The sequence below is a fragment of the Microbacterium sp. SGAir0570 genome (assembly GCF_005491085.2).
In the GTDB taxonomy this organism is placed as follows: Bacteria; Actinomycetota; Actinomycetes; order Actinomycetales; family Microbacteriaceae; genus Microbacterium; species Microbacterium arborescens.
Map to the genome: position 1 here is coordinate 537,087 of NZ_CP027929.1, position 16,985 is coordinate 554,071.

The following is a 16,985-nucleotide window of genomic DNA, read 5'->3' on the forward strand; positions in this document are numbered from 1 at the left end:
TGTCAACGCCCGCCGACGGCGGGACGACACCAGCCCCACCGGTCCGACGGATGTATCGCCGAACCTGCGCGCCGGATGTCAACCCGGCGAGCGAAACGAACCGGGAAATACTGACGCAACACAGCCCGGATTAGGCTCGCATCCATGGGTGACCTCTTCGACGGATACGGCTCGACGCTGACGCCGCGCAAGACCGTGACGGGGGTGCCGCCGTACGACGAGATGTTCGAGGTCTCGGGCACTCTGCCCGCTCCGGGCAGCTCGCGTGCGGCATACCGCGAGCTCTACCAGGCGCTCGCGCAGATGACCCAGGAGGAGCTCCGGGGACGCACCGAGTCGCTCGCGAGCTCGTACCTCGCGCAGGGCGTCACGTTCGACTTCGCGGGAGAGGAGCGGCCCTTCCCGCTGGATGCCGTTCCCCGCGTCATCGACTACGACGAGTGGTCGCACGTCGAGTCGGGCGTGAAGCAGCGCGTGCGCGCCCTCGAGGCCTTCCTCGACGACGCGTACGGCCACCAGTTCTGCGTCCGCGACGGTGTGCTGCCGGCGAAGCTCATCGCCTCCTCGCAGTACTACTACCGTCAGGCGGCCGGCATCCGCTCCGCCAACGGCGTGCGCATCCAGGTCTCCGGCATCGACCTCATCCGCGACGAGCACGGCGAGATGCGGGTTCTCGAAGACAACGTGCGCGTGCCCTCGGGGGTCAGCTACGTCATCTCGAACCGCCGGGTGATGGCCCAGACCCTGCCGGAGCTGTTCGTCTCGATGCGGGTGCGCCCCGTGGGCGACTACCCGAACAAGCTGCTGCAGGCGCTGCGCGCCTCGGCCCCTCCCGGAGTCGACGACCCCAACGTCGTCGTGCTCACCCCGGGCGTCTACAACTCCGCGTACTTCGAGCACACGCTGCTCGCGCGTCTCATGGGCGTCGAGCTCGTCGAGGGCCGCGACCTGGTCTGCTCGGGCGGCAAGGTGTTCATGCGCACGACGCGCGGCCCGCAGCGCGTCGACGTCATCTACCGTCGGGTCGACGACGACTTCCTCGACCCGCTGCAGTTCCGTGCCGACTCGATGCTCGGCGCTCCGGGGCTCATGCTCGCGGCGCGCCTGGGCAACGTCACGATCGCCAACGCGGTGGGCAACGGCGTCGCGGACGACAAGCTGCTGTACACCTACGTCCCCGACCTCATCCGGTACTACCTCGCGGAGGAGCCCATCCTCAAGAACGTCGACACCTGGCGCCTCGAAGACCCGGGCGCGCTCGAGGAGGTGCTCGACCGCCTCGACGAGCTCGTCGTGAAGCCGGTCGACGGCTCGGGCGGCAAGGGGCTCGTGGTGGGGCCCGACGCCTCACCCGCCGAACTCGAGAAGCTCCGCAAGAAGCTGCTCGCCGACCCGCGCGGCTGGATCGCGCAGCCCGTCGTCATGCTCTCGACGATCCCGACGCTCGTCGAGGACGGCATGCGTCCCCGCCACGCCGACCTCCGCCCGTTCGCGGTCAACAACGGCGAGGAGGTGTGGGTGCTGCCGGGCGGCCTCACCCGCGTCGCGCTGCCGGAGGGCCAGCTCGTCGTCAACTCCAGCCAGGGCGGCGGATCGAAGGACACGTGGGTCGTCGGAGGCGATGCGCCCCGGACGGCCGAGTACAGCCAGGGCAACCTCGCCGGGCTCGTGGCCGACCAGGCGTCGACGCAGGCGATCCCGATCATCTACGACGAGCAGGACGAGCCGGCCCATTCGCCGCAGGACCATCCCGGCGGCCTGAGCGAGCAGCAGGAGCAGCAGCAGCAGACCGGGGGTGCGACGTGCTAAGCCGCATCGCCGAGAGCCTCTTCTGGATCGGACGCTACATCGAGCGGAGCGACGGCACTGCCCGCATCCTCGATGTGCACCTGCAGCTGCTGCTCGAGGACCCGTGGATCGACGAGGACACCGCCTGCCGGTCGCTCCTGTCGGTCATGGGGTCGTTCCCGCCCGAGGGCCTCGATACAGTGACCCGTCAGGACGTGCTGACCCGGCTCGCGGTCGACCGCACCAACCCGTCCAGCATCGCCTACTCGCTGCAGTCGGCTCGCGAGAACGCCCGCCGCGCGCGCGAGATCGTCTCGACCGAGCTGTGGGAGACCCTCAACACGACCTACTCCCGGATGCCGCGGCGGCTCAACGCCGAGAAGGTGCACGAGTTCTTCCACTGGGTGCGCGAGCGCGCGGCGCTCGCCGTCGGCGTCACCGACTCGTCGACGAGCCGCGACGAGGCCTGGCAGTTCTTCACGCTCGGCCGCTCGATCGAGCGCACCGACATGACGGCGCGGCTGCTCGCGACCCGGTCGCTGACCGAGGAGTCCGGCCCGTCGTGGACGACGATCCTCCGCTCCTGCGGCGCGTACGAGGCGTACCTGCGCACCTACCGCGGCATGCCGAGCGCGCGCAACGCCGCGGAGTTCCTGCTGCTCGATCGGCTCTTCCCGCGCTCGATCATCCACTCGATCCAGCGCGCCGAGGAATGCATGAGTGCGATCGACCCGGTCGCCGACCGCGTGGGCCACTCCAATGCGGTGCTCCGCGCGCTCGGCCGCATCCGCAACGACCTCGAGTACCGGCCGCTGGGCGAGATCCTGTCGGAGCTGCCCGAGCACATGGACAACGTGCAGAAGGTGACCCGCGAGGCCTCCGAGGCGATCCGGAGCCGTTTCTTCCCCACCGCGGCGGAACCGAACTGGATCGGAGAGACCTCGTGAAGCGTCTGCGCATCGAGCACACGACCGGGTTCACCTACCCCGGCGACGTCGCCGCGTCGTACAACGAGGCGCGGATGCTGCCGAGCTCGACCGACAGCCAGTTCGTGCTGAGCTCGCAGCTCGACATCGACCCGACGACGGCGGTCAACCACTACGTCGACTACTTCGGCACCCGGGTCGCGGCGTTCGACGTGCTGGCCGCCCACCGTTCGCTCGCGATCACGGCCCGCTCGCTCGTCGAGGTGCGGCCGCGCCCCATCGAGCACCGCCAGATCTCGTGGGAGGAGCTGGCCGCCGAGACCGAGCGCTCGATCCACACGGTCGAGCAGCTGGGGCAGACCGCCCGCACCGCGCCGCATCCGGAGGTCGTGCAGCTCGCCCGCGAGATCGCGGCGTCTCACGACGAGCCGGGGCCGGCGGCGCATGCGATCGCGATCGCGATCGGGGATGCCGTGGAGTATATGACCGGCGTCACGGGAGTGCACTCGACGGCGGCGGAGTCGTGGCCCGAGCGCAAGGGCGTATGCCAGGACATCGCGCACATCACCCTCGGGGCGCTGCGCAGCGTCGGCATCCCCGCCCGCTACGTCTCGGGATACCTGCATCCCGATCCCGACGCGCAGGTCGGTGCGCCGGTGACGGGTGAGTCGCACGCCTGGATCGAGTGGTTCGCCGGCGACTGGCAGGGTTTCGATCCGACGAACAACGTCGAAATCAGCGACCGGCACGTGCTGGTCGGGCGCGGGCGCGACTACAACGACGTCCCGCCGCTGCGCGGGGTGTTCGCGGGGCCCTACAAGAGCGCCCTGCACGTCACGGTGACGATCACCCGCGAGGCGTGACCTCGGCGGCATCCGCTTCATCCGCCTCGCGGCGGGTGCCCCGGCCGAGGGATGCCGTCGCGGCGAGGCCCAGCACGAGGAATCCGGCCGCGGCGAAGCTCGCGGCGCGCGTGCCGTCGGAGAGGGCGGCTCTCGCGTCGGTCGCGATGTCGGCGGTCTGCGGTGAGGCCTCGAGGCCCGCGATCGCGCCGCCCGCGCTCTCGACGACGGCGCTGACGACCTCATCGCGCTGCTCGGGCGGGATGCCCCGATCGTCGAGTCGCGTCGCGAGGGCGCCGGAGGTCGTCGAGAACAGGATGGTTCCGAGGATCGCGATGCCGAGCGCGGCGCCGAGCTGACGGGCGGTCGACTGCGTGCCGGACGCCTGTCCTCCCTCGGCGACGGGGACGTCGGCGAGCACGACACCGGTCAGCTGCGCCGTGGCGAGGCCCACGCCGATGCCGTAGACGAACAGCGCGGGGATGAGCGGACCCCAGGTGGCATCCGGCCCGATGACGAGGGCGACGCCGGCGACGCCGACGATCTCGGCCGCGAGGCCCGCGCGCACCACCCACACCGGCGCGACCTTGCCCGACAGGGCGCCGGCCAGCCCGCTCGCGACGAACGAGCCCGCGGCGAGGGCGAGCAGCACGAGGCCCGTCTGGACCGCCTCGAAACCGAGCGCGAACTGCAGCCACAGGGGGAGGGCGAGGATGATGCCGAACTCGCCGAGCGCGACGACGAGAGCGGCGAGGTTTCCGTTGCGGAACGACGGGATGCCGAAGAGCCCGAACGCCAGCAGAGTGGGCTGGCCGGCACGGCGACGGTGCAGGCCCCAGGCGATGAAGGCCGCGATCGCGAGGGCCGAGACCGCGAACGCGATCGGGACGGGCGAGAGGTCGCCGGGCCACGACGCGCCGAAGAGCTCGGGACGCTGGTCGACGGTCCACCAGCCGTAGGTACGTCCCTCGATGAGGCCGAAGACGAGGGTTCCCATGGCGATGACCGACAGGACGGCTCCGACGACGTCGATCCGCGTCGCGCCGCCGCGCGACTCGTCGACCGTGAGCAGGACGCCCACGACGATGAGGATGCCGAGCGGGATGTTGATGCCGAAGGCCCAGTGCCACGAGAACGTCGTCGTCAGCCAGCCGCCGAGCAGCGGTCCGACCGCGGCCATGCCGCCGATGGTCGAACCCCAGACGGCGAAGGCGATGCCGCGCTCGCGGCCGCGGAAGGTCGCGTTCAGCAGCGACAGCGTGGTCGGCAGGATCATCGCGCCGCCGACGCCCTGCACGAAACGGGCGAGGATGAGCAGGTCGCCGGTCGACGCGAGCACCGCGCCCACGGAGGCGAGCGCGAAGACGACGACGCCGGTCAGCAGCATCCTGCGGCGGCCGACCCGATCGGCGATGCTGCCGAAGACGAGCAGCAGTGAGGCGAATACGAGGGTGTACGCCTCCTGCACCCACTGCACCTGGGTCGAGGTGATGCCGAGGTCGTCGACGATCGAGGGGACGGCGACGTTGACGATCGTCGAGTCCACGATGATGAGTGCGACGGCGATGCTGATGAAGACGAGTCCCGCCCACCGGCGGCGTGCCGAAGTTTCCATGATTGCTAGAATAGCTAGCAAAATTGCGGGCACAAGGCGTGGTTCGCGCAACGCGAAAACGGCCGGTCCCGCGGGGAACCGGCCGTCTCGATCGAGCCCGTGGATCAGGCGGGCGGGTCGCCCGGGTCGAGCGTCTTGAGCATGTCCTCCTCGGCGGCGTTGTCGGCCGTGAGCTCGTCCTCGGTGGTCTCATCACCACCGCGGGGTGCGTCGTCGGTGATCGACTGCTCGGCGCTGGGATCGTCGAGGTGACGGTCGCCTGTGGGCTCTTCGGACGGGATCGCGCTGTCTCCGGCGCCGCCGGCCGGGTTCTCGTGGCTGCTCATGGGCGCGACGTTACGCTCGCCGTCGCCGCGCGCGGCACCCCTTGACACGCGATCCGGCCGTGGTGCCGATACACCCGTCGGATCGGCGTGACGGGAGTGGTGACGGCCTCCGCTTGAGGCCACTCCCGCACCGCCGGTCCGACGAATGTATCGCCGCCAGGCGCTGGGGCTAGGCGCGGGGCTCGTAGCGACGCGGTGCGTGCGTGCGGGCGACGAGATCGCGGAGCGCCTCGAGCGAGCCCGACACGAACCCCGCGGCGCGGGCCTGCACCAGCACGTTGCCGAGCGCCGTCGCCTCGACGGGGCCGGCGAGAACCGGCATTCCGGCGCGATCGGCCGTGCGCTGGCACAGCAGCTCGTTGAGCGCTCCGCCTCCGACGATGTGGATCGTCCGGACGTCGACGCGGCCGAGGCGAGCGGCGTCGGCCACGGCATCGGCGAACGCCTGCGCAAGCGACTCGACGATCGACCGGGTGTACTCCGCGCGCGTGCGCGGCGGTGCGACATCGTGCTCGGCGCACCACGCGTCGATGCGGGAGGTCATCTCTCCGGGGGCGAGGAAACGCGGGTCGTTGACGTCGAAGACGACGCCATCCGCTTCGCGTGCGGCGTCGAGCAGCGTCGGCAGGTCGATCCGGTGCCCCTCGTGCCGTTCCCATTGACGGACGGCCTCGCTCAGCACCCACAGGCCCATGACGTTGTGCAGCAGGCGGATGCGGCCGTCGACGCCGCCCTCGTTCGTGAAGTTCGCCTCGAGCGCGGCGCGGCTGAGCACGAGGTGGTCGACCTCGACGCCGACGAGGCCCCACGTGCCGCAGGAGATGTAGGCCGCGGCATCCGGCTGCATCGGCACGGCGACGACGGCCGAGGCGGTGTCGTGCGAGCCGACGGCGGTGACGGGCGTGCTCTCGGGTGCTCCGATCGACGCCGCGACGTGCGCCCGCAGCGGGCCGAGTCGATCACCCGGTGCGATGAGCGGGGGGAGGATGCCGCGGGGGATGCCGAGCGCCGAGACGAGGGCGCCGTCCCATGAGGCCTGCAGCACCCGCAGGAGTCCGGTCGTCGACGCGTTGGTCTGCTCGGCGCGGGCCTCGCCGGTCAGCCAGTACCCGACGAGGTCGGGTACGAGGAGGGCGGTGTCGGCGAAGGCCAGCACCTCCGGGTCTTCGGCGGCGAGCTGGTACAGCGTGTTGAACGGCAGGAACTGCAGGCCGTTGCGCTCGAAGAGCTCGGCGTGCGGAAAGCGGGCGTGCACGCTCTCGACCCCGCGCGCGGTGCGCTCGTCGCGGTAGTGGAACGGTTCGCCCAGCATCCGCCCGCCGCGCAGCAGCCCGTAGTCGACAGCCCACGAGTCGACGCCGATCGAGGCGATGCCGGGGGTCGTGCGGAACGCGTCGCGCAGCCCTCCCAGCACCGCGCCGTACATGCCCACGAGGTTCCAGTGCAGGCCGTCGCCCGCGTGCACCGGGTCGTTGGCGAATCGCGCGACCGTCTCGGTCTCGAGCGTGTCTGCCCCCACATGCCCCACGATGACCCGCCCACTGGTGGCCCCGAGATCCACCGCCGCCACATTCCCCGACACGCTCACGCGCGGCATCCTTCCCTCGGGTGCACGGCCTGCCGCCGAGTGCACGACCTCGGAGTGTGCGGATGCCGTGCACTCGGCGCGAAGCCGTGCATTCGAGTGCCCGCGTTCATCGCAGGAACGCGGCGGCGACGCCGGAGTCCACGGGGATGTGCAGGCCGGTCGTGCGCGAGAGCTCGGGGCCGGTGAGGACGTAGACCGCGTCGGCGACGTTCTCGGGCACCACCTCGCGCTTGAGGATCGTGCGGTTGGCGTAGAACTGGCCGAGGTCCTCCTCGTTGACGCCGTAGGTGGCGGCGCGGTTGGCGCCCCAGCCCGAGGCGAAGATGCCCGAGCCGCGCACGACACCGTCGGGGTTGATGCCGTTCACGCGCACGCCGTGCTCGCCGAGCTCGACCGCCAGCAGCCGCACCTGGTGGGCCTGGTCGGCCTTCGTCGCCGAGTACGCGATGTTGTTCGGACCTGCGAAGACGGAGTTCTTCGACGAGATGTAGATGACGTCGCCGCCCATCCTCTGCTCGATGAGTGCCCTCGCGGCCGCCTTGGAGACGAGGAACGACCCCTTCGCCATGACGTCGTGCTGCAGGTCCCAGTCCTTCTCGGTGGTCTCCAGCAGCGGCTTCGACAGCGACAGCCCGGCGTTGTTGACGACGAGGTCGATGCCGCCGAACGCCAGCAGCGTCGCGTCGATCGCGGCCTGCACGCCGTCGGCGTCGGCGACGTTGGCCGCGACGCCGATCGCGACGTCGGTGCCGCCGAGCTCGGCGGCGGCACCCTGTGCCTTCTCGAGGTCGAGGTCGGCGACGACGATGCACGCGCCCTCGGCCGCGAGCCGGGTGGCGATGGCCTTGCCGATGCCGGATGCCGCACCCGTGACGAACGCGATGCGCCCCTGGTGGGTCTTGGGCTTGGGCATCCGCTGGAGCTTGGCCTCTTCGAGGGCCCAGTACTCGATGCGGAACTTCTCGGCGTCCGAGATCGGCGCGTACGTCGAGAGGGCCTCGGCGCCGCGCATGACGTTGATCGCGTTGACGTAGAACTCACCGGCGACGCGCGCGGTCTGCTTGTTCGCGCCGTACGAGAACATCCCCACACCCGGAACCAGCACGATGAGCGGGTCGGCGCCGCGGATCGCCGGCGAGTCCGCGTCGGCGTGGGCGTCGTAGTACGCCTGGTAGTCGGCGCGGTACTCGGCGTGCAGCTCGTGCAGACGGGCGATCTGCTCCTCGGCCGTTGCCGTCGCGGGAACGTCGAGGATGAGGGGCTTGACCTTCGTGCGCAGGAAGTGGTCGGGGCAGCTCGTGCCCAGAGCGGCGAGAGCGGGTGCCTTCTCGGATGCCAGGAAGTCGAGTACGACGTCGGTGTCGGTGTAGTGGCCGACCATCGGCTTGTCGGTCGAGGCGATGCCGCGGATCGTGGGGGCGAGGGCGGCGGCGCGGGCGCGGCGCTCGGTCTCGGGCAGCGCCTGGAACCCGGCGCGCACGCCGCCGAAGGGCTCTGCCGCGCCGTGCTCGTCGATGTAGGCCTGCGCGGTCTCGATGATCCAGAGGCTGTTCGCCTCGGCCTCATCCGAGGTGTCGCCCCACGCCGTGATGCCGTGCCCGCCGAGGATGCACCCGATCGCCTGCGGGTTCTGCTTCTTGATCTCGGCGATGTCGAGGCCGAGCTGGAAGCCGGGCCGCCGCCACGGCACCCAGACCACCTTCTCGCCGAAGATCCTCGCCGTCAGCTCCTCGCCGTCCGCGGCGGTCGCGATGGCGATGCCGGCGTCGGGATGCAGGTGGTCGACGTGCGCGGCATCCACCAGTCCGTGCATCGCCGTGTCGATCGAGGGGGCCGCTCCGCCCTTGCCGTGCAGGCAGTAGTCGAATGCGGCGACCATCTCGTCCTCGCGCTCGACCCCGGGGTAGACGTTCACCAGTGCCCGCATCCGGTCGAGGCGCAGCACCGCGAGCCCCGACTCGGTCAGGGTGCCGAGGTCGCCGCCGGAGCCCTTGACCCAGAGCAGCTCGACGGGCTCACCGGTGACGGGGTCGATGTCGGTGCCCTTGGCGGAGGTGTTGCCGCCGGCGTAGTTGGTGTTCTTCGGGTCGGAGCCCAGGCGGTTGCTGCGCGCGATGAGGTCGGCGGCTGCGGCGGAGGTCATGGCTTTCCTTCGGGGGTAGGGAGGGGAGGTCAGGATGCGGCGAGGCCGGCGAATCGCCGCGCGATGCGTGCCATCGAGGCGGCGAAGCCCGGGTGCTCGGGCCGGTTGAGGTGGCCGTGGTCGGTGCCCGGCTCGACGACGACTTCCACGTCGCCACCGGCCTCTCGCAGGGTCGCGGCGAACACGTCGCCCGAGACGCTCAGCTCGTCGATCTCGCTGTTGATCATGAGCGTCGGGGGGAACCCCCGCAGCTCGGTCGCCGACGCGAGGCCCGGGACAGCGGCGATCGGCGCGCCGATCACCGAACCGCCGAGGTAGTTCTCGTACATGTCACGGACGACGTCGGCTCCGAACCGGTCGTGCTCGGGGTGAGCGGCGAGGGCGGCACGCAGCGCCGGGCCGGGCGCCGGCTGCACGGCGAGCAGCGTGGGGTAGGCCAGCACGACGAGGCGGGGCGGGATGCCGTCCGCGCCGAGCAGGCGCAGGGTCGCGCCCGTCGCGAGGTTCGCGCCGGCGCTTGCCCCGCCGATCGCGAGACGCGTCACGCCGAGCTCCTCGGCGTGTGAGGTCGCCCACTCCCAGGCGCGCAGGACGTCGTCGGATGCCGCCGGGTAGCGGTTGCCGCTGCGGTCGTCCGTCTGCTCATCGCCGCCGTCCCAGGTCGGCGGGACCGGGGCGAGGCGGTAGTCGACGGAGAAGACCGTCGTCCCGGCCGCGGCGAGCCCGCGGGCCACGGCATCCGCTTCCGGCATGTCGAGGTCGCCGAACGCGAACCCGCCGCCGTGCATCCAGACCAGTCCGGTGCCGTCGGGCTCGGTCGCACGGTAGAGCCGGATGAGCCCGTCCGCCTGGGAGGTGGGGGAGGACGCGGCCGGGGCGGCGGCGCTCACCGGGCCACCCGCTCTTCCGCCGGCGTCGGGACGTGCCGGCCGTAGCGCTCGAGCTCGATGTCCTCGAGCGACTTGCCCTCGGTGTTCGGTGCCCAGATCGTGCCGATGAGCAGCGCCGCGACGAGCAGGCCGAGGATGATCACGCCCAGTCCGCCGAGTCCGAGTCCCGACAGCAGGACGGGGAAGACGAGGCTCAGGAGGCCGACCATGACGCGGGCGAGCATGAAGAGCACGCCCTGGGCGCTCGCGCGGTAACGGGTGGCGAACAGCTCGGCCGTCCACAGGCCGTAGAACGCCTGTGCCCCGACGCCGGCGGAGACACCCCATGCGACGGCGAAGAACAGCAGCGAGAACAGGCCCGGGGGAGCGTAGATCAGCACGGCCCACGCCGCGACGCCGAGCGCCGCACCAGCGAGGTAGAGCCACTTGCGGCGCACCCGGTCGCCGAAGCGCATGAAGCCGAAGAAGGTCGCCGCGGCGGTGAGGCTCCAGACGAGCACCTGCAGCAGGTTCTGCTGCATCGGGTCGTGCAGGCCCGCGGCGTCGTAGACCCGCGGCTGGAAGATGCCGGCCTGGCCGGCGACGGTGTTCCAGAGGCCGTAGACGCCGATGAGGAAGGCGAGAGCGCCCCAGTTCTTCGGCTCTTTGAGCAGGCCGACGATGCCGGAGAAGAACGACGGGCGCTCGCCCGCGACGAGCGCGGCCTCGCGCTGGCTCTTCCACCGGCGCGACTCGGGGAGTCCGCGGCGCACCCACCACGTCACCGCGGCGATGACGAAGAGGTGGAAGAAGATCAGGCGCGAGCCGAGCAGGCCGAGCGGGCCGACGATGACGGCGAGGAGGAACCCGACCGCGGGGCCGATCGACCAGGCGAGCTGCGCCGTGCCCACGTGCGCGGCACGGTGCTCGTTGGGCGCCTCCTCGGCGATGTAGGTCCACGACGCGGGAACGCCCGCGCCGACGGCGATGCCCATGAGGATGACGCCGACGAGCAGAACCGCGAGGTTCGGCGCGAACGTCACGGCGAGAGCGCCGAGCATGAACACGATCAGGTCGTAGGTGTAGATGAACTTCCGGCCCAGCCGGTCGCACAGCGGGCCGCCGATCGCGGCGCCGATCGCCGCGCCGAAGGCGTTGGCCGACAGGGCGGCGACGATGCCGACGACGCCGTCGTCGAAGCCGAAGGCCTCCTGCCACAGCGTCAGGCTCGTGGCGAGCGCGATGATCGCGCCGGCCTCGATGTAGTTCGACATGGCGACGGCGATGGTCGCCTTCCACGCGCTCAGGGGGCGCCGGGTGCGGGTCGTGCTCATGCGCCCCACCCCGCCTGGGTGCCGCCGACGCGGTCGGCTTCGATCTTCTCCTGATAGCCGGATGCCGCGTACGCGGCCATCGGGTCGGCGGGAAGCCCCCGCGACTCGCGCCACTCGGCCAGGGCCGGACGCACGTCGGTGTAGAAGGCGTCCATGAACACCGCCTGCGCCCCGAGCACGTCGTTCGCGGTGCGGGCGGCGGCGAGGGCGTCGGCGTCGATGAGCAATGCGCGGGCGGTCATCTCCTGGACGTTGAGCACCGAGCGGATCTGCCCGGGGATCTTCGCCTCGATGTTGTGGCACTGGTCGAGCATGAAGACCACGTCGGGGTTGTCGAAGCCGCCGCCGCGCAGCACCTCGACGAGGATGCGGAACAGCTGGAACGGGTCGGCCGCGCCCACGATGAGGTCGTCGTCGGCGTAGAAGCGCGAGTTGAAGTCGAACGAGCCGAGCTTGCCGAGGCGCAGCAGCTGCATGACGATGAACTCGATGTTCGTGCCGGGGGCGTGGTGCCCGGTGTCGAGGCACACCATCGCGCGCTCGCCGAGGGCCGCCACCTGCACGTAGCTCGTCCCCCAGTCGGGGACGTCGGTGTGGTAGAACGACGGCTCGAAGAACTTGTACTCCAGCACGAGGCGCTGCTCGCCCGTGAGGCGGTCGTAGATCCGCTGCAGCGAGTCGGCCAGGCGGTCCTGGCGTGCGCGCATGTCGTTCTGCCCGGGGTAGTTCGACCCCTCGGCCAGCCAGATCTTCAGGTCGCGCGAGCCCGTGGCATCCATCACGTCGATGCACTCGAGGTGGTGGTCGATGGCCTTGCGGCGGATCGCGTCGTCCTCGTGGGTGAGGGCGCCGAACTTGAAGTCCTCGTCCTGGAACGTGTTGGAGTTGATCGTGCCGAGCGAGACACCGAGGTCTTCGGCGTGTCGGCGCAGGGCGCCGAAGTCGTCGACCTTGTCCCACGGGATGTGCAGGGCGACGGCGGGAGCGAGGCCCGTCAGGCGGTTGACCTCGGCGGCATCCGCGATCTTCTCGAACGGATCGCGGGGCGTGCCGGCGGTGGGGAAGACCCGGAACCGGGTGCCGGAGTTGCCGAACGCCCAGCTGGGCAGCTCGATGCCCTGGCGCTCGAGCAGGGCGAAATGGTCGGGGGAGAGGGTGCTCACGATGCGTCGTCGCTTTCGTCGGGGTTTTCGGTGGATGTCGTGGCGGCCGTGTCGGTGACGGCCGCGGCGGTGGTCGCCGCCGCGAGTTGGTCGTGCAGGTTGAAGACCTCGGTCAGGGGTGTGGCGGCCTGGTCGGGGCGGCCTTCGAGCCCGACGAAGAAGCGCGCCATCTCGGCCTCCCAGCGGGCGGCGACGGGCGACGCGGCGAGGTAGGCCTGAGCCGCGGCATCGTCGTCGACCTCGTAGTAGCCGATGAGTCGTCCGCCCTCGCCGAGGAACAGCGAGTAGTTGCGACGGCCGGATGCCGCGATCTCCGCCAGCATCTCGGGCCAGACAGGGGTATGCCGGGCGATGTACTCATCGAGCAGGTCCGGGCGTATCTGCAACGAGAAGCAGACCCGGTGGGCAGATGCACTCGTCATCGAGGCTCCTTGGTGAGCGGTTGTGAATCGTTTCACGAGCGTAGCGGGTTGTTCGCGGGAGCACAAACGGCAAGCGCTTACCCACATCCTGCCGCTGCCGCCGTGCTCGCGCTACGGTGGTGTGCATGGCAGTGAGCGTGCGGGATGTCGCGGTCGCGGCATCCGTTTCGGTGGGGACCGTCTCGAACGTCCTCAACAACCCGACGCGCGTGTCGCCCGAGATGGTCGCGCGCGTGCAGCAGGCCATCGCCGATCTGGGATTCGTCCGCAACGATGCGGCGCGGCAGCTGCGGGCTGGGCGGAGCCGATCGATCGGTCTCGTGGTGCTCGACATCGGCAACCCGTTCTTCGCCGAGGTCGCACGGGGCGCGGAGGAGCGTGCGGCCGAGAGCGGCATGGCTGTGCTGCTCAGCACGAGCGACGAGAAGCCCGAGCGCGAGTCGGCGTACCTCGACCTCTTCCGCGAGCAGCGTGTCAACGGCGTGCTCGTGACTCCCGCGAGCGATGACCTCGAACGGCTGCGCGGGCTGCAGGCGGCGGGTGTGCCCGTCGTCCTCGTCGACCGCGAGGTACCCGACGACGTCTTCGCCTCGGTCTCGGTCGACGACGTCGAGGGCGGCTACCTCGCCGTGTCGCATCTCTTGGCGCGCGGGCGCCGGCATATCGCTTTCGTCCGCGGGCCGGTGTCGATCCGTCAGGTCGCCGATCGTCTCGAGGGTGCGCGGCGTGCGGTGGCCGAGGTCGCCGACGCACGGCTGGAGGAGATCGCCGTGCCCGCCCTGTCGGTGCTGCACGGCCGCGCCGCCGGGGAGCAGCTGCGCGAGCGCCGCGGAGAGGACCGCGTCGATGCCGTGTTCGCCGCGAACGATCTGCTCGCCGTCGGCGTGCTGCAGGCCTTCGCGGTCCTCGGGCGCCTGAGGGTGCCCGAGGAGGTCGCCCTGATCGGCTACGACGACATCGACTTCGCGTCGGCCACCGTCGTGCCGCTCAGCTCGATCCGCCAGCCCGCGCACGAGATCGGATACCGCGCCGTCGACCTCCTGTTGCGCGGCCTCGACGATCCCGGCGGCGAGCACGAGCGCCGCGTGCGCTTCCGTCCCGAGCTCGTCGTCCGCGACTCCACCGCCTGACCCCCCGGTATCCCCCCGCCCCGGCATCCCCCCGGCATCCGCCCCGCCCCGGTATCCCCCCCGGCATCCGCCCCGCGAGGTCCCAGTTCGGCCGGTTCTGCGCGCCGAATTCCCGGCCCAACGGGGACCTCGCGCCCACCCGGCCCCGGGTTCTGCTCTTGACCAGCGGCGAGAGTGCAGGTCTGCACGGTGTTGGGCCGCTCTGACCGTGCGTTCGCGCGTCCTCGAGGCGAGGCGGAGGTAGAGGGGGGAGAGAGGGCGGGGCAGGGGGGGTCAGAGGTGGGACCAGGTGGTGGGGGAGAGAGGGACGGAGGCAGGGAGAGTGGCGGGGGTGGTCACGGTGAGCGTGCGGGGGCGGGTGTCGAGGTTGGCCGCCAGCACCGTGATCTCACCGCGATGCTCGGCGCCGACGGCCCAGACGAGGCCGTCGGGGCTCGAGCCCGAGAGCAGCTCGCCGCCCGCGAGCCCGGCGAGGGCTGCGATCGCCTCGCCGACCGGCAGCGCCGTGCCATCGGAGTCGAGGATGCCGCGCGGCCCCCACGACTCGAAGAACGTCAGGCTCGCGACGCCGGGCACGGCGAGGGCCGCGGCACTCGCGATCGTCCAGGCCGCGAGCTCAGGCGCGCGCTGCCGCGGGTCGTCGGCGTCGGTCAGGTGCGTGCCGTAGCCGGCCGACAGATCGGATGCCGCGGGGCGCGGCGGCGCCGTCGTGGCGACGTCGTTGAAGTGCGGTCGCAGGGTCACCGGGCCGACGTGCACCGGCACCCCGCCGCCGATCTCGACCGCCTGCGTCGCGACCAGGCGCTGCATCGCGAGCGACTCGACGAGCTGCTCGGTGTCGCGGCTGTGGAAGAGCGGCGTGACGCTGAACGTCAGCCCCGCGAGACCCCGCGGCAGGCGGTGCTGCTCGCGGTTGAGCTCGGTGAAGTGCGAGCGTGCGCCGCCGACGACGGGCACGTCCAGGCCCGACTGATCCAGCGCGTCTCGGAGCAGCGCGACTGTGGCCTCGTCGGAGACGTGACGGCCCGGCCCGGAGGGCTGGAACGCCGCCACCCGCGTCACACGAAGACGACCGAGCGCGGCCATCGCGCCGGAGAGCGCCGAGGCGATCGCGGCATCCGCGCCATCAGACACCCCCGCCTCGGCGGGCAGCACGAGCCGGACGTCGAGGGGAGGGCCTTCGGATGCCGCGCGCTCGAGCGCCGCCGGCCACCCCGGCCACGCCAGGTCGAGCTCGACGAGCGTGCTCGCCGCGCAGCCGGTCCCGATGCGTGCCGACGCGGGATCGGGCGCCGGGTCGGGGGCGGTCGACGCGCTCAGCCCGCTCGCGGGGAAGGTTCCGGCGCGCCGCAGCTCGATCACGGCATCCCCGATCACATCGCTCTCGGCGGCGGAGTCCTCGGTCGGCGCGGCACCCCGCGTCGGCGCGGCCTCAGCCGTGACGGTGATCTGCTGCCGCACGCGCTCGCCCGCCGCGACCGGGTAGGGGAACGGCAGTGCGAGCGGCCGGCTGTAGACCTTGAACGAGGCGTCGGTCCAGTTGCGCTGGTCCTCCATCTCGAACACATCGCCGTCGAACGCGAGCCCGACATCGACGCCGCCGTCACGCCACCGCAGACCCGCGATGTCGAGCACCGGCTGGTGGGGGCTGATGGCGACCGGAAGCGCCGTCTGCGACACCCCGCCCGTGCTGTGGGTCACCGACAATCCGGCCCCGGCCGTCGAGGGCGGGATGAGGGCGACGAGGCCCGTGCGGTTCGTCTCGATGGGCGTCGCCGCCTCGAGGTCGCACAGCACCCGCAGGCTCTCGCCGCGGACCTCGGCGCGGACGACGCCGCTCAGCGGCATCCGCTCGTCGCCGGTCCGCACGTGCATCGTGAGGCTGGTCTCGCCGGCGGTGACCCGGTCGACGACGAGGTCGAGCGTGTTCCAGTCGCGGTCGCGCACGACGGCCCGGATGCTGCGCAGCACGCGCCGGCCATCCCGTCGGATGTCGGCGAACTCGTCGCCGCGCAGCTCGAACTCCCAGGCCCCGATCCGTCGCCGATCCGCGGCGTCGCGTCCCCACATCGTCGGCATCCTCAGAGGGTCGTCATGCCGCCGTCGACCGAGAAGGTCGCCCCCGTCGCGAACGAGCCCTCGTCGCTCGCGAGGTAGACCATGATGCCGGTGACGTCGGCGGGGGTGCCGGCGCGGCCCACGGGGATGCGCGAGACGATCGCCGCCCGCGACTCCGGGTCGTCGCTGATGGCCGACACGAGCGGCGTCTCGGTGTACGCGGGCTGGACGGTGTTCACACGGATGCCGCGATCGGCGTATGCCGCGGCGACCGTGCGGCCGAGCCCGTGCACGCCGGCCTTCGACGCGCTGTAGGCGGTGAACGCCCACCCCTCGCCGTTGACGGCGGTCGGGCTCCCGGTCAGGATGATCGACCCGCCGCCGCGCGACAGCAGCGCGCGGACGGCGTACTTCACGGTGAGGAACGTCCCGGTGAGGTTGATGTCGATCGTCCGCCGCCACACGTCGAGGTCGAGGTCGGCGGCGGGTGCGTCCTGTCCGAAGAGCTGCACGCCGGCGTTCGCGACGACGACGTCGGGCGTCCACCCCGCCGACTCGACCTCGGCGAAGGCCGCCGCGACGGCGGTCTCGTCGGAGATGTCCATCATCACGGCGCGCGCGAGCGGCCCGAGCGAGGCCGCCGCATCGCCGACGGCCGGCCCGTTGCGGTCGGCGAGAACGACGCGCGCGCCCTCGGCGACGAAGCGCTCGGCGACGGCGTGTCCGATGCCCATCGCAGCGCCGGTCACGAGCGCCGTCTTGCCCTGCAGTCTCGTCATCG

14 protein-coding genes are annotated in these 16,985 nt (G+C 71.5%); 4 read left to right on the forward strand and 10 right to left on the reverse strand.

Annotated elements, in window-relative coordinates; translation table 11 throughout:
• Positions 1–144: 144 nt before the first annotated feature.
• Genes C1N74_RS02520 through C1N74_RS02530 form a run of 3 tightly spaced genes read left to right on the forward strand, consistent with a single transcriptional unit; the run spans position 145 to position 3,577 of the window.
• Positions 145–1,809: a circularly permuted type 2 ATP-grasp protein gene (locus tag C1N74_RS02520; RefSeq protein ID WP_023952606.1), complete on the forward strand. Its 1,665-nt coding sequence runs from the start codon at positions 145–147 to the stop codon at positions 1,807–1,809.
• Complete coding sequence (locus C1N74_RS02525) at positions 1,803–2,735, forward strand: alpha-E domain-containing protein (RefSeq protein ID WP_023952605.1); 933 nt, start codon at positions 1,803–1,805, stop codon at positions 2,733–2,735. Before C1N74_RS02520 ends, C1N74_RS02525 begins: the two co-directional genes overlap by 7 nt.
• Positions 2,732–3,577, forward strand: coding sequence for a transglutaminase family protein (locus C1N74_RS02530; protein WP_064956295.1), 846 nt, complete (start codon positions 2,732–2,734; stop codon positions 3,575–3,577). The genes C1N74_RS02525 and C1N74_RS02530 overlap by 4 nt, the downstream gene beginning before the upstream one ends.
• On the opposite strand, the gene C1N74_RS02535 is transcribed toward C1N74_RS02530, so the two are convergent.
• From C1N74_RS02535 to C1N74_RS02570, 8 genes are all read right to left on the reverse strand, one after another.
• Complete coding sequence (locus C1N74_RS02535) at positions 3,561–5,171, reverse strand: DHA2 family efflux MFS transporter permease subunit (protein ID WP_023952601.1); 1,611 nt, start codon at positions 5,169–5,171, stop codon at positions 3,561–3,563. The two genes, C1N74_RS02530 and C1N74_RS02535, sit on opposite strands and share 17 nt — an antisense overlap.
• A gap of 104 nt (positions 5,172–5,275) precedes the next feature.
• On the reverse strand, positions 5,276–5,497 hold the full coding sequence (locus tag C1N74_RS02540; RefSeq protein ID WP_137749897.1) for a hypothetical protein: 222 nt from the start codon (positions 5,495–5,497) through the stop codon (positions 5,276–5,278).
• 169 nt (positions 5,498–5,666) lie between these two features.
• Entirely contained in the window at positions 5,667–7,094 is a 1,428-nt protein-coding gene (locus C1N74_RS02545; protein ID WP_137749898.1) for a rhamnulokinase family protein, read from the reverse strand.
• Positions 7,095–7,191: 97 nt separating this feature from the next.
• Positions 7,192–9,228: a bifunctional aldolase/short-chain dehydrogenase gene (locus C1N74_RS02550; RefSeq protein ID WP_137749899.1), complete on the reverse strand. Its 2,037-nt coding sequence runs from the start codon at positions 9,226–9,228 to the stop codon at positions 7,192–7,194.
• Between the two features lie 29 nt (positions 9,229–9,257).
• Positions 9,258–10,118: an alpha/beta hydrolase gene (locus C1N74_RS02555; RefSeq protein ID WP_258317979.1), complete on the reverse strand. Its 861-nt coding sequence runs from the start codon at positions 10,116–10,118 to the stop codon at positions 9,258–9,260.
• Complete coding sequence (locus tag C1N74_RS02560) at positions 10,115–11,431, reverse strand: MFS transporter (RefSeq protein ID WP_219994756.1); 1,317 nt, start codon at positions 11,429–11,431, stop codon at positions 10,115–10,117. Before C1N74_RS02560 ends, C1N74_RS02555 begins: the two co-directional genes overlap by 4 nt.
• Positions 11,428–12,594: an L-rhamnose isomerase gene (gene rhaI / locus C1N74_RS02565; RefSeq protein WP_137749900.1), complete on the reverse strand. Its 1,167-nt coding sequence runs from the start codon at positions 12,592–12,594 to the stop codon at positions 11,428–11,430. Before rhaI ends, C1N74_RS02560 begins: the two co-directional genes overlap by 4 nt.
• A complete protein-coding gene (locus tag C1N74_RS02570) occupies positions 12,591–13,016 on the reverse strand; it encodes an L-rhamnose mutarotase (RefSeq protein WP_023952587.1) in 426 nt (141 codons plus the stop codon). Before C1N74_RS02570 ends, rhaI begins: the two co-directional genes overlap by 4 nt.
• Positions 13,017–13,141: 125 nt before the next feature.
• Between C1N74_RS02570 and C1N74_RS02575 the strand changes: the two genes are divergently transcribed.
• Entirely contained in the window at positions 13,142–14,146 is a 1,005-nt protein-coding gene (locus tag C1N74_RS02575; RefSeq protein WP_023952585.1) for a LacI family DNA-binding transcriptional regulator, read from the forward strand.
• Between the two features lie 273 nt (positions 14,147–14,419).
• On the opposite strand, the gene C1N74_RS02580 is transcribed toward C1N74_RS02575, so the two are convergent.
• Both C1N74_RS02580 and C1N74_RS02585 read right to left on the reverse strand, forming a co-directional pair.
• The gene (locus C1N74_RS02580; protein ID WP_181405573.1) at positions 14,420–16,225 is read right to left on the reverse strand and encodes a hypothetical protein; all 1,806 of its coding nucleotides are present in this window, start codon (positions 16,223–16,225) and stop codon (positions 14,420–14,422) included.
• A gap of 2 nt (positions 16,226–16,227) precedes the next feature.
• A complete protein-coding gene (locus tag C1N74_RS02585) occupies positions 16,228–16,983 on the reverse strand; it encodes an SDR family NAD(P)-dependent oxidoreductase (RefSeq protein WP_137749901.1) in 756 nt (251 codons plus the stop codon).
• Positions 16,984–16,985 lie beyond the last annotated feature (2 nt).

Bases quoted from the DNA above. Each gene is read 5' to 3' on its own strand.
- C1N74_RS02520 (WP_023952606.1), top strand. From the start codon at position 145: ATGGGTGACCTCTTCGACGGATACGGCTCGACGCTGACGCCGCGCAAG.
- C1N74_RS02535 (WP_023952601.1), bottom strand. From the start codon at position 5,171: ATGGAAACTTCGGCACGCCGCCGGTGGGCGGGACTCGTCTTCATCAGC.
- C1N74_RS02540 (WP_137749897.1), bottom strand. From the start codon at position 5,497: ATGAGCAGCCACGAGAACCCGGCCGGCGGCGCCGGAGACAGCGCGATC.
- C1N74_RS02545 (WP_137749898.1), bottom strand. From the start codon at position 7,094: ATGCCGCGCGTGAGCGTGTCGGGGAATGTGGCGGCGGTGGATCTCGGG.
- C1N74_RS02550 (WP_137749899.1), bottom strand. From the start codon at position 9,228: ATGACCTCCGCCGCAGCCGCCGACCTCATCGCGCGCAGCAACCGCCTG.
- C1N74_RS02560 (WP_219994756.1), bottom strand. From the start codon at position 11,431: ATGAGCACGACCCGCACCCGGCGCCCCCTGAGCGCGTGGAAGGCGACC.
- C1N74_RS02570 (WP_023952587.1), bottom strand. From the start codon at position 13,016: ATGACGAGTGCATCTGCCCACCGGGTCTGCTTCTCGTTGCAGATACGC.
- C1N74_RS02575 (WP_023952585.1), top strand. From the start codon at position 13,142: ATGGCAGTGAGCGTGCGGGATGTCGCGGTCGCGGCATCCGTTTCGGTG.
- C1N74_RS02580 (WP_181405573.1), bottom strand. From the start codon at position 16,225: ATGCCGACGATGTGGGGACGCGACGCCGCGGATCGGCGACGGATCGGG.
- C1N74_RS02585 (WP_137749901.1), bottom strand. From the start codon at position 16,983: ATGACGAGACTGCAGGGCAAGACGGCGCTCGTGACCGGCGCTGCGATG.